Below are 22,456 nucleotides of genomic sequence, written 5' to 3' on the forward strand. Positions count from 1 at the left end.
ATTCGACAAGGCTGATCAGGGCATCCATCGACGGGGCACGTTCACGCGTGTGAGGCATCACCAAAGTCGTTTCCTCCGCTGGGCAAACGACCCACTCACCAAGGAGGACACGGGCATCGGCCGGCGTGCGGGCGCCCGGTGTCCGCCCACGGCGCCGAACCCGGTGTCAGTACACGTCGCGGACGTAGCGCCGGTCGGCGGCGAGCTGTTGGACGTATGCCCCGGCTGTCTCCTCGTCCAGCCCGCCATGGGCGGCGGCGATGTCGCGCAGCGCGCGGTCGACGTCCTTGGCCATACGGGAGGCGTCCCCGCAGACATAGAAATGGGCACCCTCCTGGAGCCAGGCCCAGAGCCGGGCGCCGTGCTCACGCATACGGTCCTGGACATAGACCTTGACGCGCTGGTCGCGGGAGAAGGCGGTGTCCAGCCGGGTCAGCGTGCCGTCCCGGCGCAACGCGTCGAGTTCTTCCCGGTAGTAGAAGTCGGTGGTCCGGCGCTGCTCGCCGAAGAAGAGCCAGTTGGGGGCCCGATGGCCCCGGGCCCGCCGCTCTTCGAGGAAGCCGAGGAAGGGCGCGACGCCGGTGCCGGGACCCACCATCACCATGGGGGTGGCGGGGTCGGCCGGCGGACGGAAGCGGGCGGCGCGTCGCACATACACCGGTACGGCGCTGCCGGGCGCGGCGTCGGCCAGGAACCCGGAGGCGACGCCTTCGCGCGCGCGGCCCTGGCGGTTCTCGTACCGCACCACGGAGACCGTCAGCCGGATACGCCCGGGGTCGGTCAACGGGCTGGACGAGATGGAGTAGAGACGCGGCCGAAGGCGCCTGAGGACGGTCGTCCACTCCGCCGCGGTGGCCCGGACGGGGTGTTCGGCGAGGACATCGACCGCCTGCCTGCCCCAGGTCCACTGCGCCAGCTCACCCTTGTTGTCCGGGCGCAGGAGCTTCCTGAGGGTACGGTCGCGGCCGTGCTCGGCGACGAGGCGGAGCAGAGCGGGGGTGATCGCGGTGATGTCCAGATGGCGGTGCAGGGCATCGCCCAGCGGCACCGGACCGGCTCCGGGCACCTCCACCGTGACGGTGGGATCGAGACCGGTGACGGCCAGCCATTCCGCCACCAGGGCGGGGCGGTTCAGCGGCCGGACGCCGAGGGCGTCCCCGGCCTCGTAGGGGAGGAGGGGCCTGGCGCGGTCGTACGAGTCGGATGTGTCGAAGGTGAACTCCCGTACCTCCTTCGCGGAGCCGGGAAGACTCAGCAGCCGGTTGCCGGTCAGCCGCGCGAGCGCCGGGGACGCCTCGGAGGGGCGGCTGTCGGCGGGAAGGGCGGCGGACACCGGGACGGTGGCGCGGACGGCGGGCGCGCCGTTCGGCGCGCCGGCCGGTTCTCCTTTCGCCGGGGCGCGCAGAGCGGCGGCCATCTGATCGAGCCACTGATCCGCGGACCGCTCGTACTCCGGCTCGCAGTCGGTGCGCGGGGCCAGCCGGACCGCGCCCAACTCGTCGAACCGCTCGTCGAGTCGTCGGCCGTGGCCGCAGAAATCGGCGTACGAGGAGTCGCCGAGGGCGAGGACCGCGTACCGCACACCGTCCAGCCGCGGTACGCCCGGCGCGCCGAGGGTCTGCCAGAACCGGGCGCCGTTGTCGGGTGCCTCGCCGTCACCGAAGGTGCTGGTGACGAGGAGCAGATCGGCGGCGCGTGGCAGTGTGCCGGGCGTGATGTCGTCCATGGGGAGGAGTCGCGGCGCCCGGCCGTCGTCGGCCAGTCGCCGTGCGGCGGACGCGGCGATCTCCTCGGCGTTGCCGGTCTGTGAGGCCCACAGGACGATGATCTCGCGGCCGGGCGCGGTACGTCCGAGTGTGGCGCCGGTCTCCGCGAGCACGCCGGACGCGGACGCGGGTCTGTCGTCCCGGCGCGAGGGGCGCGCCGCGAGCCTGACGAGGGATACCGCGCTCACCTTGAACTCGGGCTGGAACGAGACCGGATCGACCGCGTCGTTGGTGACCGCGTTCACGCTCAGATCCGCGCCGAACAGATCGTTCCAGTGGAAGGGCGCGAAGCACTCCCCCTGCCGGACCCGGTCGGTCACGACGGCGGGCAGCACCGCCCGGCCCCGCCGGGACGCCACCTCGACCGAGTCGCCCTCCACGACCCCCAGCACCCGCGCGTCCTGTGGGTGGATCTCCACGAAGGGGCCGGGTGCGAGCCGGTTGAGCTTGGCGACCTTCCCGGTCTTGGTGAGCGTGTGCCACTGGTGCTGGAGACGGCCCGTGTTGAGGATGTACGGGAACGCGGCGTCGGGCAGCTCGGCGGCCGGAAGGTGCGGACGCGGGAAGAACACGGCGCGGCCGGTGGCGGTGGGGAAGGCCAGCCGGGGCCTTGTGCCGTCCACCCGCTCGATCAGCGTCTGGCTGACACCGTCGTTGAGATAGCGGACCGGGTTGCGACCGGGTCCTGCCGGGGACGCGCTGGGCCACTGCACGGGGGAACGGCGCAGCCGCTCATAGGTCACCCCGCGCAGGTCGTAGCCGGTCCTCGGGTTCCAGGCGCGCGTGATCTCGTCGAAGATCTCCTCGGCACAGCTGTAGCCGAACGCGTCCTCGTACCCCATCTCGCAGGCGATCCGGGCGATGATCCGCCAGTCGGGCCAGGCCTCGCCCGGCGGGTCGGCCGCCCGCGCGCCGAGCGTCAGTGTGCGTTCCGAGTTGACGAATACGCCGTCGGCCTCCGACCACAGGGCGGCCGGGAGGACGACATCGGCGTGCGCGTTGGTCTCGGTGTGGGTGAAGACGTCCTGGGTGACGACGAGTTCCGCCGCCGCGAGCCCCTTGACGACGGTCGTGCGGTTGGCCACCGACGCGACGGGGTTGGTGCAGATGATCCAGCACGCCTTGATGTCCCCGTCCGCCATCCGCCGGAACATCTCCACGGTGCCCTCGCCGGACCGGTCCGCGCCGGCCCCGTCCTCGCCCGGCCGCCGCGCGCCGGACGTGTCCGACCGCAGGGTGCCGGGCTCGATGCCCCACAGCTCCTCGACGAAGGCCCTGTCCTCGTCCACCAGAAGCGATCGCTGCCCCGGCAGTCCCGGACCCAGGTAGCCCATCTCCCGGCCGCCCATGGCGTTGGGCTGGCCCGTGAGCGAGAACGGGCCGCTGCCTGGGCGGCAGATGGCGCCGGTCGCCAGATGCAGATTGACCAGCGCGTTGGTGTTCCAGGTGCCGTGCGTGCTCTGGTTCAGGCCCATGGTCCAGCAGCTCATCCACTCGCCCGCGCCGCCGATCCACTCGGCGGCCCGGCGCAGGTCCGCCTCCGGGACACCGGTGATCTCCGCCACCGCGGCGGGCGGATAGTCCTGGAGAAAGGCGGGCATCGCCGCCCAGCCCTCGGTGTGCTCGGCGATGAACTCCGGGTCGGTGTGGCCGTTGTCGACCAGCAGCCGCAGCAGCCCATTGAGCAGCGCCAGATCCGTCCCCGGTCTGATCGGCAGGAACAGATCGGCTCCGGCCGCGGTGGCGGTGCGGCGCGGATCCACCACGATCAGCTTCGCGCCCGCCCTGACCCGCTCCATGAGCCGCAGAAAGAGGACCGGATGGCAGTCGGCCATGTTGGAGCCGATGACGAGGAAGACATCGGCGTGGTCGAAGTCCTGGTAGGAACCGGGCGGGCCGTCCGCGCCGAGCGACAGTTTGTAACCGCTGCCCGCGCTCGCCATGCACAGCCGGGAGTTGGACTCGATCCAGCGGGTACGGACGAAACCCTTCGCCAGCTTGTTGGCCAGATACTGGGCCTCCAGCGTCATTTGCCCGGACACATAGAGGGCCAGCGCGTCCGGGCCGTGTTCGTCGACGATCGCGCGCAGCCGCCGCGCGGTCTCCTTGACCGCCGTGTCCATCGCCGACGGCGCGAGTGCGCCGTCGCGGTCCTGCCGTACCAGCGCACTCGTCAGCCGTCCGGGGGCGGCGAGCATGTCGGCGCTCGTCGCGCCCTTGGTGCAGAGCCGGCCCGCGTTGGCCGGGTGCGCGGTGTCACCGGCCGCCCTGACCACGGTCCTGCGGCCGTCGGTGCCCGTCGTGACATCGAGGACGAGCCCGCAGCCGACACCGCAGTACGAGCAGACGGTACGCACCTTGGCGACGGTGCCGGCCCGCTGGTTCGGTGCGGTCACGTGCGTGCCCCTTCGTGGTCGGACGCTCGGGCCCTGACCGTACGTAGCCCTCGTTACCCGGAAGTCACGCCGGGTGATCACACCCGGTTACACCCGCCACACACCCGTCAGGAGAGAGGCGTGAGGAGCCGGGCGTCCGACGGTGTTCGCGAGAGACGTCGGCCGGATTCCCCGGCCCACGACGGAACTTGCGGACCCGCGGTGGACGAACGGCCGCGACAGCCGCGGTGGGTCGCCCCCCCGGCGGTACGTGTGCACGCGCCGCTACGACGGGGCGGCGGTCTCCGCTCATCGCACGACCCGGACGGGCGTACGCTCGACGGCTTCCTGAACGGCGTTCGCCGGACGCGGGGGCGCCGTTCGGCTCTCGCTCGGGGCGGGTGATGACCACGACAACAGGACTGACAATCAGTGACTTCTCGGGGCATGTCACAGCCGGCCCGGGAACACAGCGGGTCACCGATCAGGTGGGCTGTCAGCGCGTGCCCGACGTCGGGCACGCATCACCCGAACGGACGAGGCGCCCCGGCCCCCGGGTTACGTTCCGTAGTCACCGTGTGAGCCCCGAAGGTTCTCCGGATCCCGAGCCGACCCCTTGCGGGCAGCCGTCGCCGCCTCCTTCCACCTCCCGCTCCCGGGTTGCGGGGCGGGGGACCACCGGTGAGTGTGGGCCGCAGTTCACAGCGAACACGGATGAAGGAGAGAGAGCGTCGTGGCGACTCTGTGTAAACCCGCGGTCTCGGTTCCCCAGTATGTGATCACCATGGAGGACACCCTCGCTCTCGCGCGCTCGCTGCACGCGGACCATCCTCAACTGCCCCTGGCACTGCGGCTGATCCGGAACACCGGGGTGGCCAAACGGCATATCGTCCAGCCGATCGAGGACACGCTCCGCCATCCCGGCTTCGAAGACCGGAACATGCTGTACGAGGCGGAGGCGAAGGCACGCGTCCCCGAGGTGGTCGAGCGCGCCCTCGACCACGCGGAGTTGCGCCCCGCGGACATCGACATGATCGTCTACGTTTCCTGCACCGGCTTCATGATGCCGTCACTGACCGCCTGGCTGATCAACACCATGGGCTTCCCCGGTCACACCCGGCAGCTCCCGATCGCCCAACTCGGCTGCGCGGCCGGAGGCGCGGCCATCAACAGGGCGCACGACTTCTGCCGCTCGTACCCCGGCGCCAACGTACTCATCGTCGCCTGCGAGTTCTGCTCGCTCTGCTACCAGCCGACCGACCTCGGGGTCGGATCGCTCCTGTCCAACGGGCTGTTCGGCGACGCGGTCGCCGCCGCCGTCGTACGCGGTCAGGGCGGCACCGGGATCGCGCTGGAGCGCAACGGCTCCCACCTCGTACCCGACACCATCGACTGGATCGCCTACAGCGTCCGGGCCACCGGCTTCCACTTCCTGCTGGACAAGCGGGTACCCACCACCATGGAGCCGCTGGCGCCCGCACTGCGAACGATCGCCGACCAGCACGGCTGGGACGCCACCGGGCTCGATTTCTACATCATCCACGCGGGCGGCCCGCGCATCCTGGACGACCTCAGCCACTTCCTCGAAGTGCCGCCGGAAGCCTTCCGGTTCAGCCGGGGCACGCTCACCGAGTACGGCAATATCGCCAGCGCCGTCGTCCTCGACGCGGTGCGCAGGCTCTTCGACGAGGGCGGGGTGGCCGACGGCGCGCGCGGCATCGTCGCCGGCTTCGGGCCCGGCATCACCGCCGAGATGGCGCTGGGCCGCTGGACGACCACCGGCGCTTCCGTCGACCCCGCGATGACCGGAGGCCGGCTCGTGGAGAGGCTGGGGCACGAAAGCGAGCCGTCGCCCGTGGGTGAACCGGTGAGATGACGACCACGGCGGCGAGCGCCGATCCCACCGGCGTCCGGGCCGGCGTCACCCGAACGGCCCCGCGCCACCGCACCGCCGTACGACCACCACCTCCACCGTCACGGAGCACCGTATGACCCAGCTGACCCAGGCCGAGGGGCTCATCGTCCCTCCGGGCGGGGGCACCACCATCCTCACCGAGGCGCAGCAGGTGACCTTCAAAGTCACCGGCGAGCACTCCCGGGTCTCCTCCAGCTTCGAGGTCGTCGTGCCGCCCGGCTTCGATGTCGGTGCCCACCGGCACACCCACAGCGAGGAGCTCTTCTACATCCTCGACGGTGAGCTGGACGTGCTGGCGTTCGAACCGCGGGTGCTCAGCGAGGACTGGCGGCACTGGGAGTCCGCGTCGGGGCTGAGGTCGGTACGCGCCACACCGGGCACGGTCATCGTCGTACCCCCGGGCTGCCCGCACGCGTTCGCCAACCGGGGCGACGGCCCGGCCAAGATGTTCTTCCAGTCGTCCCCGCCCTCCGACCACGAGCGATACTTCGAGGAACTGCTCGACATCCTCAAGGACGGCGGAACGCCCGATCCCGCCGCCATCGCCGATCTCCGGCTGCGCTACGACATCGAGCAGCTCACCCCGCTGCGCCACGACGCCCAGTGCCGCCCCGGCGATGACGTCGGCGATGACGTCGGCGCCGGTTCCGGGGCCACTCGTATGAGTCACTGACGCTGCGTGAACGCGGCACCTGACTGACCGTAGGGAGATGGACTCCGCATCGGACATCAGGCGCCCACCGCGGCGAACCTCCCGGCGGGCCCGGTCGTCGGTCATCGGCGTCCTGCTCGTCATGGCCGCTCTGACCGCGGGCTGGCCACTGATCGGCCGGGCGCTGAACGATCGCGAGCGGCTGCCGGACGGCACGCTGCTGGAGCTGGGGCCCGATGACGACATCGCGGTGCTGCGGGTGACCGGCGCGGGCTGGGCGCTCGGCAAGTCGGAGAGCGATCCGGACACGATGTACGTACTGACCCGTGACGGCGTCGATCTGGTCGCCGGGTATGTCGCCCTCACCACGGCCCGTGAGGCCGAGGAGCTGTGGGCGGGCCTGCGCAAGATCCAGTCGGTCGGCGACGAGAACGCCCGGCTGGGCGCTCCGCACCCCGTCACCAGCGCCGGGGGAGCCCAGGGCGCGACGGGCACACTGACCCGTGGCGGGCGTACGGGCACGGCGACCGTGTGGCTGCCGCCCGACATGTCCTACGCGGTCGAGATCACCGTACTGGCCGGGCCGGACGCGGATCCGCGCGCCTCGGCGGACGCCGCGGCGACGGTCCGTTCCGTCGCCTTCCCACGGGAGGCGCCATGACCACGGCGGCCGTGGCCTCCGCGTACACCGGACTGCGCGGCTCCGTCCGACGGTGGCCGGTGGGGTGGCTGTGCGGCGTCCTGTGCGCTCTCGGTCTCGCGCTGCTCGTCCTCGAATTCGCCCCGGCCATCAGGGTGTTCCCCGGCCCGGCGGTGCTGGCCTTTCTGTTGCTGCTGGTCACGCTGGGGATCGGGGTGGCCGTCCTGAGGCGCGTGCGACCGTTCCAGGCACCGCCGCGCGGCTGGGCCTGGAGCGGGGTCGTCTGGGGGGCCACCGCGGCGACCGGCTGCGCGATCGTGGCCAACGGCGGGCTCCAGGGCATCTGGTTCAAGGCGGCCGGTATCGACTTCGGCTCGCGGTGGGGCGCCGCGCTCACCGCCCCGCTCAACGAGGAACTGCTCAAGGTGTCCGGTGTCGCGCTGATCGCCCTCGGCGCACGGCAGTTGGTGCGTGGCCCGCTCGACGGCTTCTTCCTCGGGGCGTTCACCGGACTCGGCTTCCAGGTCATGGAGAACTGGACCTACGCGATGAACTCCATCCTCAGTGGTGGGGGAGTGAACGCGGACAACGACGTCTTCCAGTCCTTCGTCACCCGGGTCGGGCTGACGGGGCTCGGCTCGCACTGGGCGATGACCGCCGTCTCGGGAACGGGCATCGGCATCCTGCTCGCCCACACCGAGCGGCCGGTGCGCCGGCGGCTCCTGCCGGCGGCACTCTGTCTGCTCACCGCCATGGCGATGCACTGGCTCTTCGACTCACCCCTGCTCGGCTCCACCGCCGGACTCGCCGGCAAGGTGGCCATCAACTTCCTTGTCGCCGTGGGGTTCTATGTCGTCCTGCGGCACCGCGCACGGCGCCGGGCCCGCGACTTCCTGCTCTCGCCACGTTCCCCGTTCTCCATCGAACTGCTCACCCGCCGCTCCCGCAAGCACGCCCTGCGCCGGCTGCCCCCGGCGCGCCGCCCGGTCGCGGCCCTGCGGGCCGCCCGTCATCTCGCGGTGGTCGAGGAGTACGCGGCCGGAGCACACGGACCGCCCGGTGAGACGGACACCCCTGACAGTGAATGGCGGGGAAGCCAGTGACATCCGCGACACGCGCCGCGATCCTGGAAGCGGCGGCCTGGGTCTTCGACCGGTACGGCTACGACGCCGCGACGGTCACGGAGATCATGGCGCGCTCCGGGGCGACCAAGGGCGCCCTCCACTCCCACTTCTCGTCCAAGGAGGAACTGGCGCGGGGCGTGCTCCGCGAGCTGACCGGGGATCTCGCCGTGGAAGCGGCGGACTCCCTTGTCCAGGAACTGATCGACATGACGATGGCCATCGCGCACCGCTCCCTGCACGACCTGATCGTCAGGGCCGGTCTCCGGCTGGCCCTGGAACCGGGGTCGGCCGACTTCTCCGAGGTCAGCCCCTTCCTGGCGTGGGCGGGGTTGAGCGAGGACCTGCTGCTGCGGGCGGGTGAGCGGGGCGAGCTGTTGCCGTACGTCGTGCCCCGGGAGACGGCCGAACTGGTGGTCAGCGCCTGGGCGGGGATCCAGCTCTTCGCCCGCACCGTGGCAGGCCGCCGTGATGTGGAGCGGCGGATGTCGGTGATGTGGGCGCATCTGCTGCCCAGCGTGGTGATGCCGCGTCTGCTGCTCGAACTGGACGTGGCACCCGACCGCGGCGCGCGCGTCGAGGCCGTCCGCGCTCTTCGGTCCGCCTCAAGCGGCTCTTGAGCCGTACGGGAGCGCGCGCCACGCGCTGCCGGCACCCGGGTCGTGGAATTTCCCCATCGTTCGCGCGGCGTTGTTCTCTCGCGCTATTCGATGGTTGTCGCGCACCCCAATTCCTCCGCCATGCCCGGTAAATGGAGACTTTGGAGATGTGCTCGACGGTTACTCAAGAATTCAAGAAGCGAAGCCCGCACGGGACTAACATGCCTGGCGTCGAAGAGTCATTCGGCGGGGATTTGACGAGGTGCGGAGGAAACCGTGGAGATTGAGGTTCCGGGGTCGCTGCGAACCAGGAAAGACCGATGAAGGCCCCGAGAAATCCGGTGGCCCTGATCACAGGCGGGACACGGGGGATCGGGCTCGGGGTGGCACGGGAGCTCGGTGGCCGGGGTCACCGGGTCTTCATCTGCGCGCGCACGGCGCAGGAGGTCAAGCAGACGGTCGAAGATCTGCGCGCGGAGGGGATGGAGGCCGAGGGCGCGGTCGCCGACGTCCGGGACCGCGCGTCGGTGTCCGCGCTGGTGGCGGCCGTCGTCGAGCAGTTCGGCCCGCTCAACATCCTGGTCAACAACGCGGGCCGGGGCGGCGGCGGCCCCACCGCTGAGATAGCCGACGAGCTCTGGTACGACGTGATGAACACCAACCTCAACGGAGTGTTCCTGCTGACCCGCGAGGTCCTGGCCCATGGCGGTCTGCTGGAGTCGGGTTACGGACGCATCATCAACATCGCCTCGACCGCCGGGAAGCAGGGGGTCCTGATGGGCGCCCCCTACTCCGCCTCCAAGCACGGTGTCGTCGGCTTCACCAGGTCCCTCGGCAAGGAGCTGGCACCCCTCGGCATCACCGTGAACGCGGTCTGCCCGGGGTACGTGGAGACCCCGACCGCCGAGCGGGTCCGCCAGGGATACGCCGCGGCCTGGGACACCACCGAGGACTTCGTCCAGGAGCAGTTCGAGGCGAAGATCCCACTCGGCCGCTACTCCACCCCGGAGGAGGTGGCGGGTCTGGTCGGCTATCTCACGACGGTCAGCGCCGCCTCGATCACCGCGCAGGCGATCAACGTCTGCGGCGGCATGGGCTACTCCTGAGCCGTTTCCGCGATGCGACCGTAGACGCACGCGTATGGAACTGAGCTTCGTAGCTATGTCCCGTCTCACCGGAGTGGACTTGACTGTACGCATGACACAGACCACGCAGAACGCCCAGGCAGAGACGAAGACGACGCTCGTCATCGGTGGCACCGGCAAGACCGGACGGAAGGTCGCGGAGCGACTCGCCGGCCAGGGCCTGCCGGTACGCATCGGTTCGCGCAACGCCGAACGGCCCTTCGTCTGGGAGGACCGGGCCACCTGGGAGGGCGCGCTGGAGGGCATCTCGGCCGTATACATCACCTACTACCCCGATCTCGGTTTCCCCGGGGCCGCCGAGGTCGTCGGCGAGTTCTCCGCGTTCGCCGTCGCCCACGGCGCCCGCCGTCTGGTGCTGCTCTCCGGCCGCGGCGAGGAGGGCGCGCAGGTCGCCGAGGAGAAGATGAAGGAGTCCGGCGCCGACTGGACCGTGGTCCGGGCCAGCTGGTTCAACCAGAACTTCAACGAGAGCTTCTTCCTCGACCCCGTACTCGCCGGTGAACTGGCGCTGCCGACCGGTGACGCCGTCGAGCCCTTCGTGGACACCGACGACATCGCCGATGTGGCCGTCGCCGCGCTGACCGGAGACCAGCACATCGGCAAGACCTATGAGCTGTCCGGCCCCCGGCTGCTCAGCTTCCAGGACGTCGCCGCCGAGCTGTCCAAGGCCACCGGCCGGGACATCAGCTACATCCCGGTCTCGATCGACGACTACCGCGCCGCGCTGGAAGAGCACGGGCAGCCGGTCGAGTTCGCCGACCTGTTCGGTCTGATCCTCGACGGCCGCAACGCGTTCCTGGTGCACGGAGTGGAGGAAGCCCTCGGCCGCAAGCCCCGTGACTTCTCCGACTTCGCCCGCGAGGCCGCCGCCGGCGGCGTCTGGAACGTCTGATCCCGCACGGCGAACGGCCGGGCGCCACCGGTACGCGGACGAACCCCGCGTACCGGTGACGCCCGGCGCCCGGCGCACCACCCGCGAGGAGCCCGCCATGAGCACCCCCATGTCCAGCGAGTACGGACTCGCGTCCCTGCCCGCTCACTTCCACGGATTCGCGCTGATGCACATCGCGATGCGCCGGGACGCCCGCCGGCTGCTCGCCGCCGCGCCCGCCCTGACCCCCGCCGGGCTCGGCGCCGCCGCCGCGTGGTGGCGGCAGTTGCGCGACATCATCGACTGGCACCACCACAGCGAGGACGAGGTGCTCTGGCCGGGACTGCTCAGCAGGGCACCGAAGTTCACCGCCGAGGCACGGCGGCTCGGTGACGACCATGCCGTGCTCGACCGCGCCATGGAGGCGGTCACGGCCGCACTGCGGCCCGGCGGGAACCCCGCCGCCGTCGCCCCCGCGGCCACCCGCTTCGAGTCCGTACTCCGCGATCATCTGCGGGACGAGGAGACCGTCTCGTTCCCCGTCTTCGCCAGGCTCTCCCCGGACGAGTACCTCGCCGTCGAGCGGAAGGTGATCGCCAGTGCCCCGATCACCGTCCTGACGCGTCTCCAGCCCTGGATGTTCGACGGCGCCGACAAGCGGTCGGTGGCGCACGTCGCCGCGACCATCCCGCCGCCCGTGCGGCTGATCGGCAATACGGTGCTGCGCCGGCGGTACGAACGGACCCTCGCCGGAGTGACCCGCCCCCACTGACCCGCCCTGTGAACGCCCGACCGGATGAGGAAGCCCCGATGCAGACCGCTCAGACAGTCGCCGGCCCCGTGCTCGCCGCCGCCACCATCGGCACCGGGCTGATGGCGGGGCTCTACTTCGCCTTCGACGTCTCGGTCATGCCGGGACTCGCCGACGCCGACGACCGCACGTTCGTCACCGTGATGGGCAACATCAACCAGATCATCGATAACAGCGCCCTGTTCGGCCTGCTGTTCGTCGGGGTGTTCCTCGCCACGGGCGTCGCCGCCGTACTCCAACGGCGCCTGGGCCGACCGGACGCCGCGCGCTGGACCCGGACCGCCTTCGCCCTCTACGCCCTGTCCGTCGCGATCACCGTATGCGTCAACGTTCCGCTGAACAGGATGCTGGCCCGCACCGTATCAGCGGGCAGCACCCCCGACTTGGGCGTGGTACGCGGCCGATTCGAGCGGCCGTGGACCTCGGCCAACGTCGTCAGAACCCTGGCGTGCACGGCGGCCCTCGGCGCCCTCGGCCGCGCCCTGGTCCTGCACGGCAGGGGAGCGGACCGGCGGCTCTGACGCCCCCGGGCCGCCCGGAACCGCGCCCGTCCTCTCAACTCGTTCCCCCGCGGGGAGGGCGGGCGCGTCCCATCCTGAGACGGATCCACCGGAAACGGTGACCCCGCATACGGCAACGTCTAAGGTGATGACATGGACACACTGACCGGTCTGCTCGAAGGTCCGAAGGCCCGCGGCGCGTTCCTGCTCAAGTCGGTCTTCAGCCCACCGTGGTCCCTGCGGGTCGAGGACCGGGCGCCCATCTCCGTCGTCACGATGGTCCGCGGCGACGCCTGGGTGCTCCCCGACAACGGTCGTCCGGTGCGGCTCCGCCCCGGTGACGTCGCCGTGATGCGCGGTCCCGACGCGTACACCATCGCGGACCGGCCCGACACCCCCGTCCAGATCGTCGTCGGCCCCGAACAACGCTGCAACACCACCGAGGGCGAGGACGTCACCGACACGATGGCCCTGGGCGTAAGGACGTGGGGCGACGACAGCCGGGCCGGCTCCTCGGTCATGCTCAGCGGTACGTACCAGGCCCCCAGCGAGATCGGCCGCCGGCTGCTGGCGGCGCTCCCCGTACTGCTCGTCCGCCCGGCGGAAGTGGGCGACAACCCGCTGGTACGCATCCTCGCGGACGAGATGGGCAAGGACGAGATCGGCCAGGAACTGGTCCTCGACCGGTTGCTCGACCTCCTCCTCGTCAGCGTCCTGCGCACCTGGCTCGCGATCCCCGAGTCCGGCGCGCCCGCCTGGTACCGCGCCCAGAGCGACCCGGTGGTCGGCCCGGCGCTGCGGCTGCTGCACGAACAGCCGGGCAAGGCGTGGACGGTGGCCTCGCTCGCGGACAACGTCGGGGTCTCCCGCGCGGGTCTGGCCCGGCACTTCACGACGCTCGTCGGCGAGCCGCCGATGGCGTACCTCACGGAATGGCGGCTCACTCTCGCGGCGGACCTGCTGCGCGAGCCGGACGCGACGGTGGCGACGGTGGCGCGGCGGGTGGGGTACAGCGGGGCGTTCGCGCTGAGCGCGGCGTTCAAGCGGGTGCGGGGGCTGAGTCCGCAGGAGTACCGGAAGGGCGGGCGGGGGGAGCCGGTGGAGCGTCAGGGGGCGGTGAGGCAGACGGTGGTCCTGGACCGTTGAGACGGGGCGCCGTCCGGCGGGGGGCGTGGTGCGGTGCGGTGCGCCTTCCGGCGGGGGTCGTGGTGCGGTGCGCCTTCGGAGCGGGGTGCGTTGTGGTGCCGGGGGCCGGGGCCTCCGGAGGTACATGTCCGGACGGCATACTGTGCTTTCCCGGGGGACACCCCCGGACCCCCGTACGGCGCGACTCTGCCCTGTCGTTGGTTCGGGCGTTCGCGCGCCACAAATCACGCTTTAGTGTCCGGACACGCACCTCCTCCGACCCCGGCCCCCTCCCGCCGGTGGTCACCGGTCCCGATCCGGTCGGTACCGGCAGGTGGCCGGGTGCGGGAGAGTGCCGCCGCCTCCCCCGCCCACCCTCGCGCACGACCGGGCCAGTCCGTGACGGGCGGTGAAGGGGGGCGCGCAGGGGTCGTGTCCGGGACGTAGAGCGTGATTTGTGGCGCGCGACCGCCCGTTTCCTGACTGTGGCCCGTTACGCGCCGTAAATCATGCAGTCCCGGACGCGAGGCCCGGAGCGCACCCCGGCGACAACCCGCACCCGGCTACGCACCCGCACCCCGCCGGAGGCGCACCGCACACAACCACCGGCCCCAGCCGAAACGCACCCGGACAACGACCCCCCGCCGGGAGCACCCGCACTGAGGTCAGGGCGAGATCCGCTCGCAGCAGCCACCGCCCCTCGAACCGCAAAGCCGTCGCCGGCCGCAGCGTTGCCGTGAACGTGCCCGTCGGGGCGAGGCGGACCTCCGCATCCCTGAAGCCGAGCCACAGCCCCGTGGCCGGGAACCACGCCTTGTAGACCGACTCCTTCGCGGAGAACAGCAGCCGGTCCCAGCACACCCCCGGCGCCTCCGCGCCCAGCCGTTCCAGGGCGGCGCGTTCCGTGGTGGAGGAGATCAGGCCCAGTACCCCGCGCGGCAGCGGTCCCGCAGGTTCCGCGTCGATGCCCAGCGCGGCCACGTCGGTCGCCCTGGCCGCCACCGCCGCCCGGTAGCCGTCGCAGTGGGTGATGCTGCCGACCACCCCGTCCGGCCACTGGGGCGCGCCGCCCGCGCCCGGCAGTAAGGGCGCGGGCGGCAGGCCCAGTTCGGCCAGGGCGCGGCGCGCGCAGGCGCGGGCCGTGGCGAACTGCGCGCGCCTGCGCTGCCGTCGGCCCGCCATCAGCGCCGCCTCCTCGGGGAACAGCGGCGCGGGCGCCAGATCGTCGAACGCTTCGGCCGATCTGACGCCCAGGGGCAGGATCTCCTCGATCACGGTCTCAGCGGGGACGGGCGATCAGACCCGACACCGCACGTACGATCTCCGCCGGCCGCTCAAGCGGCAGCATATGACCGGCGCCGGGGAGGCGTTCGAACCGCGCGTCGGGCAGCGCCTTGGCGAGCGCGTCGCCCAGCTCCGGCTTGACGACCCGGTCGTGCTCGCCCGCGAGCACCACGGCGGGCACCTCGACGGTGGCCAGGGCCGCGCGCAGATCCATGCCGCGGGACGAGGCGAAGCAGTCGGCGCGTACCCGCGGGGAAGCCGCCGCGAACATCTGCCGGTTGACTTCGAGGAGATACGGGTCGACCCCCTTGCCCATCGTCTGGGCCAGCAGCCGTCGGCCGAGGGCCGGCTGTCGCAGGGCCCGGGAGAACAGCGCGCTGCCCATCATGCGCACCTCGCTGTCGGGGGTGTCCTGGTCATGCGCGGCGGTGCCCAGCAGGACGAGACCGCGCAGCCCGCGCGCGGCGGCCGGGTCGGCCGTGACATACGACAGGGCCGCGAAGCCGCCGCCGGAGTGTCCGACGAGGAGGGCGTCGCGGGAACCGGTCTCGCCCAGCACCGCCGCCAGGTCCGCGCCGAACCGGCGGATGGCGATCGGCTCCTCGCCCAGGCCCGACGCGCCGTGCCCGCGCTGGTCGTACAGCACCACCCGGTGGCCGGAGCGGATCAGCCGGTCGGCGACCGTACCCCAGACCCGGCGGACCGCGGCCCAGCCGTGCGAGAGGACGACGGTCGTGCCGGTCGGCGCCCGCAGCGGGGCGAGGACGGTGACGGCGAGCGTGGCGCCGTCATCCGTATGTACCGTCGTCTCCTCGGTGCGGGAGAGGGTCCCGGTGGGGTTCACCGCGTCCTCCCGGCCAGCGGTCGGGTCAGCAGCGCGTTGAGCGAGACGAAGGCCGCCAGCGTCGCTTTCGAGTGCTCGGCGCCGATGTCGGCGACCCTGGACAGGAGTTTCAGCTTGCCGTGCGGGCGCCCCTGGAAGTGCATGGTGACGCGGGTGCGGTGGCCGTCGTCCAGCGGTTCGAGGAGGAAGTCGGCCGGGCCGCGGAAGACTCCGTCGACATACTCGACGGTCAGCCGGCGGCCCGGCACGACGGCCACCGTACGGGCGGTGAAGCGGAGCTTGAGCCCGCCCTTGTCGACGCCCTTGGTATGGACGGTCACGCCGACCTCGCCGCCCACCACGTCGGGCGCGCCGGAGACGGTCGCGAAGGTGTTGGCGGGCACCCACCAGCGGGCGGCACCGCGGAACTCGGCGATGAGCGCGTCCCAGACGACGTCCGCGGGGGCGTCGACCACCGCCTCGTCGATGATGTCGTAGCCGTTCATGCCAGTCTCCCTGTGTGGGGCGGCGGATGGGAAGGTCGGGAAGCGGGGCCCGGGAAGGGCCCCGCTCCGGTGCGGCAGGGCCGGGTCAGGCGAAGAAGCCCTGACCGGGCGTGAGGATGCCGGCCGGGTCGTAACGCCGCTTGGCGTTGCAGAGGTCGGTGTAGCGGTTGCCGAAGTGCCTCTTCCAGTCCGCGGGGGTCATCCGCGGGACGGCGCCGACCAGATAGCGCTTGGCGCCCAGCGCCACGGCCTTGTCGTACAGCCGCCGGTTCTGCTCCAGCATCCCCGCGATGTCCGGCTCACCGGGGTGCGGGAAGCGCAGCAGGTCGAAGAGGTAGCCCACCGAGTCGTTCGGCTGCACCGCCATCGGACGCTTGAGCTTCGACGTGCGGTACGGGTACGTCAGTACGAAGCCGATGCCCAGGTCGTTCGCGGTCAGCTCGGCCTCGGCGATCTGGAGGAACTGCTTCACCTTGGAGGCCGGCAGGAACAGGCTCAGCCAGGGCTTGGGCTGGTCCCAGTAGTCCGCCTCCTTGTAGTACTCGACATACGCGTCGAACCGGTAGACGTAGTCGAGGAACGGCATGTCGTCGATGACGGCCTCGGCGCGGACGTCCCGCAGCCCCGCGATCAGCGGCTCCCGGGCGGGAGCGGTGCCGGTGTAGGTCGCGCCCAGCTCCATCTTGTAACGCCAGCCCGAGTCGTCGGGCCTGCGCTGGAGTTCACCGGCCTGGACCTCGAACCGGCCCTCCGCCAGGACCTTCTCCGCGTCGGCCAGATAGGTCGCCGCGTCGTTGTAGACGAGGTTGAAGACGACCACCCGCTCCTTGGGCGGGACGATCTTCACCTTGGCGCGGACGATGATGCCCACCTGACCGCCGCCCGCCAGCGCGGCGTTGAACAGGTCGGGGCGGACCGAGGGGGAGGCGGTGAGGAGCTGCCCGGTACCCGTGACGATGTCGATCGACTCGATGGTGTCGACCGCGAGGCCGTACTTGCCGACCGTGCCGCCGATGCCGCCGACGCTGATCGTGCCGCCGATCGACAGATGCATGTAGTCGGGCATGGCCGGCGGCATCTTGCCCTTGGCCAGGGCCGCTTCGGTCAGCTGGTGCCAGGTGACACCCGCCTCGACCACGGCGGTGTTCGCACCGATGCTGACGATCTTCGACAGACCGCGCGAGTCGATCGAGATACCGCCCGGGACCGCCGCCTGGCCGTAGTTGGAGTGCGACTCAAGATCGTCGCCGGTGCCGCTGCGCCCGTTCGCGGCGATCTTCAGATCGTTGGACCGGGCGAAGTCGACCATCTTGACGATGTCATCGATCGAGCCCGGTACCAGCACGGCCCAGGGAGTGATGTCCGACACCAGATTGCCGAAGTCCTTGCCGAACTGCACAAGGTCGGCCGCCGAGGTCTTGAGCGTGCCGTCCAGCGCCGGTACGGGCGACACCCTGCCGCCGTCGTGGCCGCGGCCCGCCTCGGCGGCGGTGGCCCAGGTCCGCGTGGCCACGTTCCAGCCCACGACGGTCGCGGCGGTCGCGGCAATTGAGCCCAGGACTCTGCGCCGAGAGGGGGTGTTGGTGCTCATCTGGTCCGTTCTCCCGTTCGTCATGCGTGGTTGACGGCCGGTCGCCCGGCGCCCACGGTGGTGGCGAGCTGGTACTCGCCCAGGTCGAAGTGCTTGGTGCCGTTGCGGAACCGCCAGGTGTACGTGGGCCAGATCGACGGGTTGCGCCCGGCGCTGTCCAGGTACCAGCTCTTGCAGCCGCCGGCGCTCCAGACCGCGCGCGCCTGGCGCCTGTCGAGCGTGGCGTTGTACGCGCGCTGCGCCTCCGGCCGTACCTCGACGCTGGACAGCCCGCGCTTGTCCATCTGCTTGAGCGCGTCCACGACGTAGGCGATCTGGGACTCGATCATCACGGTCTGCGAGGAGTGGCCCAGTGTCGTGTTCGGGCCGAGCAGCATGAAGAGATTGGGGAACCCGGCGATGGTGGTGCCGCGGTGCGCGGACATCCCCTCGCTCCAGGCCTCCCGGAGCTGGACCCCGCCCCGGCCCCAGATCCGCCGCGCGATCGGACGGTCCGTGGCGAGGAAGCCGGTGCCCATGATGATGGTGTCCACCTCGCGCTCCCGGCCGTCCTTGGTGACGATGGACTTGGCCCGGACGTGGTCGATGGAGTCGCTGACGATATCGACGTTCGGCTGCTGGATCGCCGGGTACCAGGTGTTCGAGAACAGCAGCCGCTTGCAGGCCACGACATAGTCGGGGGTGAGCCGCTCCCGCAGCGCCGGGTCCTCGACGCTCTTCTTGAGATGGTCCGAGGCCATCTTCTGGACCTTCTCGGCCACCTTGGGCCGGGCGAAGGCGAAGGCCAGGACCTCCCGGCCCCACATGTTGAAGTTGCGCCGGAAGCCCTGGTAGCCGGGGAGGCTACGCAGCATCTTCGTGTGGAAGGCGCTGTTGACCTTGTCGTTCTTGGGGCCGACCCACGGAGGCGTGCGCTGGTAGAGGTCGAGCTGCCCGACCTCGGGCTGGATCTTCGGCACGAACTGGATGGCCGAGGCCCCCGTACCGATCACGGCGACGCGCCTGCCGGTCAGATCGTGGTCGTGGTCCCAGCGGGCCGAGTGGAAGACCTTCCCCTCGAAGTCACCGAGCCCCGGCAGATCGGGGACGGCCGGCTCGCTGAGATAGCCGGCGCCCGTGACCAGGACCTGGGCGGTGTACTCGCCGCCCGAGGTCTCGATGTGCCAGCACCGGGTGTGCTCGTCCCAGCGGGCCGCGATCAGCTCGTGGTTGAAGCGGATGTGCGGGCGCACCCCGAAGCGGTCGGCGCAGTCCCGCAGATACGCGTACACCTCGTCGCGCTTGGCGAAGGTGCTCTTCCACTCCGGGTTGCGGGCGAAGGAGAAGGAGTAGAGATGGGCCTGGACGTCACAGGCGCACCCGGGGTAGTCGTTGTCGCGCCAGGTGCCGCCCACCTCCTCGGCCCGTTCGAAGACCAGGAAGTCGTCGATGCCCTGCTGGAGCAGCCGGATGGCCGTTCCCAGGCCCGAGAAACCGGTGCCGATGACCGCGACCCGCAGATGACGGGTGGGTCCCCGGCCGGCTGGGCGCTCCGGCTCCGTACCGTTGCCCACCCCGTCTCCGCGGGCGGGTTCGAGAATGCTCGTCACGGCGGCCTCCTCAGCCCCTGCGCGCGATGGTGACGCGGAAGTTGTTGAAGAACTTGTCCTCAAGCGTGTACGCGAAGATGTCGAGGTAGCGCTCGAAGCGGGCCACGACCTCCTCGCCCTCCAGGGCGACGGCCGTCGCACGGTCGGCGGCCAGCCGCTTCAGCCAGGCGCGGCACGCCATCGCGAACGACTCCCGCTCGTTGACGATCTCCACGACCTCGAACTGGCCCTCGGCGGCGGCGGTCAGCTCGTGGAGATGCGGGATGTGCATCCCCTCGAACTCGGAGCGCTGGAGGAACTTCAGATCGGCGAGCAGCTCCCGGTTCATGGGCTGGGCCTCGGCCGTCATCGTGTGCAGGACGAACTTCGCGCCCGGGTTCAGCGCCTTGTACACCTGGCCGAAGAAGAAGCGGTAGCGCTTGGTGCGCTCACGCGGCGGCAGGTTGGAGGAGACGAAGTGCTCCAGCGCGTTGATGCAGAACGCCGCGTCGTACTTCTCGTCCGTCGCGTGGTCCGCCCAGCTCTCCACCCGCGTGGTGATCCGCGGGTTGTCCAGGCCGGCGATGAACGCCTCCTGGGTGCGGCTCAGCGTGAGACCGACCGCCTCCTCCACCCCGTGCACGGTGGTGAGCCGGTTGAGCATGGTGCCCCAGCCGCAGCCGATGTCCAGCACCCGGCGGGCGCCCTGGGCCCCGGCCAGCGCGGCGAACACATCGAGCTTGCGCTCCTGGGCCTCGTCCAGTGTCGCGACGAGATCCTCGTCCTGCTCCCAGTAGCCGCCGGAGTACATCATGGTCGGGCCCAGCAGGAGCCGGTAGAAATCGTTGCTGACCTCGTAGTGGTGTCTGACCGCGTCGACCTCGGGGTCCACCGACCTGGGTGCGACCGTTGTCATCCTCGACCTCTTTCCTGATCCTGTCGCTGCGCCGCTCGTACCGACCGTGTGATGCGGTCACGAGATAACCGCGTGGCTCGCAACAGATGTGCAAGACGACCGCGCGTCAACGGTGTTGCGTCCGGATTGCGCGCGCCGCGCTTCCATGCCTCTCGACACCGGATGCACCGCGAGAGAGGACCGAAGCTCATGACGCTCCCCACCATCGAAGAACTGGCGAGCCAGCTGGAGGCCGTGTCGGGCGCGCAGGAGGTCAGCCCCGACGCACCGCTCCAGCACATCGCGGACGTCGACTCGCTGGACCTGATGGAGTGGCTGTACGGGTTCCAGAACCAGTACCCGCACATCCCCGCCGACGAGTCGCTGTTCGCGGATCTCGATGACACGACCACGCTGCGGCATGTGTACGAGCGGATCGTCGCGCTCGTTCCGCAGCCGGCGCAGGCGTAGCGAGAGCGCCCGTGAACGGCTTCGACATCACCGGGTGGGGCATGGCCGTACCCGAGCGCAAGGTCACCAGCGTGGAGCTCGCGGAGCGGTTCGGTGTCGACGAGAACTGGATCGTCAGCCGCTGCGGCATCCGGGAGCGCCGTGCCGTGGGGCCGGGACAGACGACCGCCTCGCTGGCTGTCGAGGCCGGCCGGCGCGCCCTGGAGAAGGCGGGCCTGACCGGTGCCGACATCGCCCATCTGATCGTCGCCACCGCCACGCCCGAGCAGCCCTCACCGGCCACGTCCGCGTTCGTCCACCACGATCTCGGTATCGCGGGCAGCGCGCACGACGTCAACTCGGAGTGCGCGGGGTTCGTCTACGGTCTGGTGTCGGCGATGGCGCTGATCGCCATCGATCCCCGGCCCATCCTGCTGATCGGCTCCGACACCCACACCCTGACGGCCAACCCCGCCGACCGTGATCTGTCGATCCTCGTCGGCGACGGGGCCGGGGCGGTCGTGCTCCAGCCCGGCCCGGAGAACCGGGTGAAGGCCTGGAACCTCGGCGCTGACGGCTCGTGCACCGGCAGTCTGAAGGTGCTGGCGGGCGGCAGCAGGATGCCGACCACCGAGGAGACGGTCCGCGAGGGGCTGCACTTCGCCAAGATCAACGGCAATGAGATCTATCTCAACGCCGTGCGCTACACGGTCCGTACGGTCCGGGAGACGCTGGAGAGCGCCAAGGTCGACGCGGCCGATGTCGACCACATCATTCCGCACCAGGCCAATATCCGGATCATCAACTCCATCCTCAGCCACACCGGTCTGCGGCCGGAGGCGCTGGTCACCAATCTGGAGCGGTACGGCAACACCGCGTCAGCGTCCATCCCGATCGCGCTCACCGAGGCGCTGGAGGGCGGCCGGATCCATCCGGGCGACCAGGTGCTGCTGGCCGGTTTCGGCGCGGGAATGACCTGGGGATCGATGCTCATCGAGTGGGGCGGGGAGAGGAAATGAGCCGTAACAGCGAGCCGGGCACCCGTCCCGAGCGGCCGGTCGCCCTGGTCACAGGGGCGTCCGGCGGGCTCGGGCAGGCCCTGGCGCTCGAACTCGACGCGCTCGGCTGCCGGGTCGCCGTCCACTACAACAGCTCGGAGGCGGCGGCCCACGCCGTACGGGAGAAGCTGAGCAACGACTCGGCCGTCGTGACCGGCGATGTCGGCTCCTGGGACGCCGTCACCGCGATGTACGCCGAGATCGGTGAGCGGCTCGGTCCGGTCGACGTGCTCGTCAACAACGGCGCCATCCGCAAGGACGCGCTGATGGCGATGCAGTCGCCGGCGGACTGGCAGCAGGTCATCCAGACCAATCTGATCGGTTCGTTCCACACGGCGCGGGTGTCCGTTCCGTATATGCTCCGGCAGCGGTGGGGCCGGATCATCAATGTGGTGTCGCCCTCCGGGCTGATCGCGACGGCGGGTCAGACGGCGTACTCCGCCTCGAAGGCGGGTCTCATCGGCTTCACCCGCACCCTGGCCGCCGAGTGCGGCAGACGGGGTGTGACCGTGAACGCGCTCTCCCCGGGGTTCATGATCACGGGAATGACGGAGAACCTGCCGGGACACGTCATCGAGGGGATGGAGGGCAAGGCCCCCATTCCGCGCTTCGTCACGGTCGAGGAGGTGGCCCGCAGCGCCGCCCTGTTCCTGGACCAGGACTGTATGACGGGCCAGGTCATCAGCATCGACAGCGGTGTCTCGATCACCTGAGAACGGCTTGTACGCACAGAGAGGCGGCCCGGCGCATCCTGCCGGGCC

Annotated in this window: 20 protein-coding genes; 13 read left to right on the top strand and 7 right to left on the bottom strand. The window is 70.8% G+C overall.

The window, feature by feature from the left end:
• Positions 1 to 166: 166 nt before the first annotated feature.
• Complete coding sequence (locus AB0M67_RS06180) at positions 167 to 4,162, bottom strand: bifunctional nitrate reductase/sulfite reductase flavoprotein subunit alpha (protein WP_365743155.1); 3,996 nt, start codon at positions 4,160 to 4,162, stop codon at positions 167 to 169.
• A 712-nt stretch (positions 4,163 to 4,874) separates the two neighbouring features.
• Here AB0M67_RS06180 and AB0M67_RS06185 point away from each other — a divergent pair.
• From AB0M67_RS06185 to AB0M67_RS06230, 10 genes are all read left to right on the top strand, one after another.
• Positions 4,875 to 6,017 (top strand): type III polyketide synthase, encoded by a 1,143-nt coding sequence (locus AB0M67_RS06185; protein ID WP_365743157.1) that lies wholly within the window; start codon positions 4,875 to 4,877, stop codon positions 6,015 to 6,017.
• Positions 6,018 to 6,129: 112 nt separating this feature from the next.
• On the top strand, positions 6,130 to 6,729 hold the full coding sequence (locus AB0M67_RS06190) for a cupin domain-containing protein (protein ID WP_365743160.1): 600 nt from the start codon (positions 6,130 to 6,132) through the stop codon (positions 6,727 to 6,729).
• A gap of 37 nt (positions 6,730 to 6,766) precedes the next feature.
• Positions 6,767 to 7,369: a hypothetical protein gene (locus tag AB0M67_RS06195; RefSeq protein WP_365743162.1), complete on the top strand. Its 603-nt coding sequence runs from the start codon at positions 6,767 to 6,769 to the stop codon at positions 7,367 to 7,369.
• Positions 7,366 to 8,451, top strand: a complete 1,086-nt coding sequence (locus AB0M67_RS06200; RefSeq protein ID WP_365743164.1) for a PrsW family intramembrane metalloprotease — start codon at positions 7,366 to 7,368, stop codon at positions 8,449 to 8,451. Before AB0M67_RS06195 ends, AB0M67_RS06200 begins: the two co-directional genes overlap by 4 nt.
• The gene (locus AB0M67_RS06205) at positions 8,448 to 9,089 is read left to right on the top strand and encodes a ScbR family autoregulator-binding transcription factor (RefSeq protein ID WP_365743167.1); all 642 of its coding nucleotides are present in this window, start codon (positions 8,448 to 8,450) and stop codon (positions 9,087 to 9,089) included. The genes AB0M67_RS06200 and AB0M67_RS06205 overlap by 4 nt, the downstream gene beginning before the upstream one ends.
• A 299-nt stretch (positions 9,090 to 9,388) precedes the next feature.
• On the top strand, positions 9,389 to 10,174 hold the full coding sequence (gene fabG / locus AB0M67_RS06210; protein WP_365743169.1) for a 3-oxoacyl-ACP reductase FabG: 786 nt from the start codon (positions 9,389 to 9,391) through the stop codon (positions 10,172 to 10,174).
• A 91-nt stretch (positions 10,175 to 10,265) separates the two neighbouring features.
• On the top strand, positions 10,266 to 11,105 hold the full coding sequence (locus tag AB0M67_RS06215; protein ID WP_365743171.1) for an NAD(P)H-binding protein: 840 nt from the start codon (positions 10,266 to 10,268) through the stop codon (positions 11,103 to 11,105).
• A gap of 97 nt (positions 11,106 to 11,202) precedes the next feature.
• Positions 11,203 to 11,856, top strand: coding sequence for a hemerythrin domain-containing protein (locus tag AB0M67_RS06220; protein WP_365743173.1), 654 nt, complete (start codon positions 11,203 to 11,205; stop codon positions 11,854 to 11,856).
• A gap of 38 nt (positions 11,857 to 11,894) precedes the next feature.
• Positions 11,895 to 12,416 (top strand): anthrone oxygenase family protein, encoded by a 522-nt coding sequence (locus AB0M67_RS06225; protein WP_365743175.1) that lies wholly within the window; start codon positions 11,895 to 11,897, stop codon positions 12,414 to 12,416.
• A gap of 132 nt (positions 12,417 to 12,548) precedes the next feature.
• Positions 12,549 to 13,541, top strand: coding sequence for an AraC family transcriptional regulator (locus AB0M67_RS06230; RefSeq protein WP_365743176.1), 993 nt, complete (start codon positions 12,549 to 12,551; stop codon positions 13,539 to 13,541).
• A gap of 486 nt (positions 13,542 to 14,027) precedes the next feature.
• On the opposite strand, the gene AB0M67_RS06235 is transcribed toward AB0M67_RS06230, so the two are convergent.
• The 6 genes from AB0M67_RS06235 to AB0M67_RS06260 form a co-directional block, all read right to left on the bottom strand.
• Positions 14,028 to 14,795 carry a 4'-phosphopantetheinyl transferase superfamily protein gene (locus AB0M67_RS06235; RefSeq protein WP_365743178.1) on the bottom strand — a complete coding sequence of 256 codons (768 nt, stop codon included), beginning with the start codon at positions 14,793 to 14,795 and terminating at the stop codon, positions 14,028 to 14,030.
• Positions 14,796 to 14,799: 4 nt separating this feature from the next.
• Positions 14,800 to 15,648, bottom strand: a complete 849-nt coding sequence (locus AB0M67_RS06240; protein ID WP_365743181.1) for an alpha/beta hydrolase — start codon at positions 15,646 to 15,648, stop codon at positions 14,800 to 14,802.
• The gene (locus AB0M67_RS06245; protein WP_365743183.1) at positions 15,645 to 16,133 is read right to left on the bottom strand and encodes an SRPBCC family protein; all 489 of its coding nucleotides are present in this window, start codon (positions 16,131 to 16,133) and stop codon (positions 15,645 to 15,647) included. The genes AB0M67_RS06240 and AB0M67_RS06245 overlap by 4 nt, the downstream gene beginning before the upstream one ends.
• A gap of 85 nt (positions 16,134 to 16,218) precedes the next feature.
• Positions 16,219 to 17,724, bottom strand: a complete 1,506-nt coding sequence (locus AB0M67_RS06250; protein WP_365743185.1) for an FAD-binding protein — start codon at positions 17,722 to 17,724, stop codon at positions 16,219 to 16,221.
• 20 nt (positions 17,725 to 17,744) lie between these two features.
• On the bottom strand, positions 17,745 to 19,313 hold the full coding sequence (locus AB0M67_RS06255) for an NAD(P)/FAD-dependent oxidoreductase (protein WP_365743187.1): 1,569 nt from the start codon (positions 19,311 to 19,313) through the stop codon (positions 17,745 to 17,747).
• Between the two features lie 10 nt (positions 19,314 to 19,323).
• Positions 19,324 to 20,208, bottom strand: coding sequence for a class I SAM-dependent methyltransferase (locus AB0M67_RS06260; RefSeq protein WP_365743189.1), 885 nt, complete (start codon positions 20,206 to 20,208; stop codon positions 19,324 to 19,326).
• Between the two features lie 189 nt (positions 20,209 to 20,397).
• Between AB0M67_RS06260 and AB0M67_RS06265 the strand changes: the two genes are divergently transcribed.
• From AB0M67_RS06265 to AB0M67_RS06275, 3 genes are read left to right on the top strand one after another with little or no spacing between them, the layout of a single operon-like run.
• Positions 20,398 to 20,658 (top strand): hypothetical protein, encoded by a 261-nt coding sequence (locus AB0M67_RS06265; protein WP_030355857.1) that lies wholly within the window; start codon positions 20,398 to 20,400, stop codon positions 20,656 to 20,658.
• Between the two features lie 11 nt (positions 20,659 to 20,669).
• Positions 20,670 to 21,656 (top strand): ketoacyl-ACP synthase III, encoded by a 987-nt coding sequence (locus tag AB0M67_RS06270; protein ID WP_365743192.1) that lies wholly within the window; start codon positions 20,670 to 20,672, stop codon positions 21,654 to 21,656.
• Positions 21,653 to 22,408, top strand: a complete 756-nt coding sequence (locus AB0M67_RS06275; RefSeq protein WP_365743194.1) for an SDR family NAD(P)-dependent oxidoreductase — start codon at positions 21,653 to 21,655, stop codon at positions 22,406 to 22,408. Before AB0M67_RS06270 ends, AB0M67_RS06275 begins: the two co-directional genes overlap by 4 nt.
• Positions 22,409 to 22,456 lie beyond the last annotated feature (48 nt).

Origin of the sequence: Streptomyces sp. NPDC051662, assembly GCF_040681655.1 — a bacterium.
Classification (GTDB): Bacteria; Actinomycetota; Actinomycetes; order Streptomycetales; family Streptomycetaceae; genus Streptomyces.

Coding starts and splice junctions, on each gene's coding strand:
- AB0M67_RS06190 (WP_365743160.1), top strand. CDS start 6,130: ATGACCCAGCTGACCCAGGCCGAGGGGCTCATCGTCCCTCCGGGCGGG.
- AB0M67_RS06195 (WP_365743162.1), top strand. CDS start 6,767: ATGGACTCCGCATCGGACATCAGGCGCCCACCGCGGCGAACCTCCCGG.
- AB0M67_RS06200 (WP_365743164.1), top strand. CDS start 7,366: ATGACCACGGCGGCCGTGGCCTCCGCGTACACCGGACTGCGCGGCTCC.
- fabG (WP_365743169.1), top strand. CDS start 9,389: ATGAAGGCCCCGAGAAATCCGGTGGCCCTGATCACAGGCGGGACACGG.
- AB0M67_RS06215 (WP_365743171.1), top strand. CDS start 10,266: ATGACACAGACCACGCAGAACGCCCAGGCAGAGACGAAGACGACGCTC.
- AB0M67_RS06220 (WP_365743173.1), top strand. CDS start 11,203: ATGAGCACCCCCATGTCCAGCGAGTACGGACTCGCGTCCCTGCCCGCT.
- AB0M67_RS06225 (WP_365743175.1), top strand. CDS start 11,895: ATGCAGACCGCTCAGACAGTCGCCGGCCCCGTGCTCGCCGCCGCCACC.
- AB0M67_RS06230 (WP_365743176.1), top strand. CDS start 12,549: ATGGACACACTGACCGGTCTGCTCGAAGGTCCGAAGGCCCGCGGCGCG.
- AB0M67_RS06245 (WP_365743183.1), bottom strand. CDS start 16,133: ATGAACGGCTACGACATCATCGACGAGGCGGTGGTCGACGCCCCCGCG.
- AB0M67_RS06250 (WP_365743185.1), bottom strand. CDS start 17,724: ATGAGCACCAACACCCCCTCTCGGCGCAGAGTCCTGGGCTCAATTGCC.
- AB0M67_RS06260 (WP_365743189.1), bottom strand. CDS start 20,208: ATGACAACGGTCGCACCCAGGTCGGTGGACCCCGAGGTCGACGCGGTC.
- AB0M67_RS06265 (WP_030355857.1), top strand. CDS start 20,398: ATGACGCTCCCCACCATCGAAGAACTGGCGAGCCAGCTGGAGGCCGTG.
- AB0M67_RS06275 (WP_365743194.1), top strand. CDS start 21,653: ATGAGCCGTAACAGCGAGCCGGGCACCCGTCCCGAGCGGCCGGTCGCC.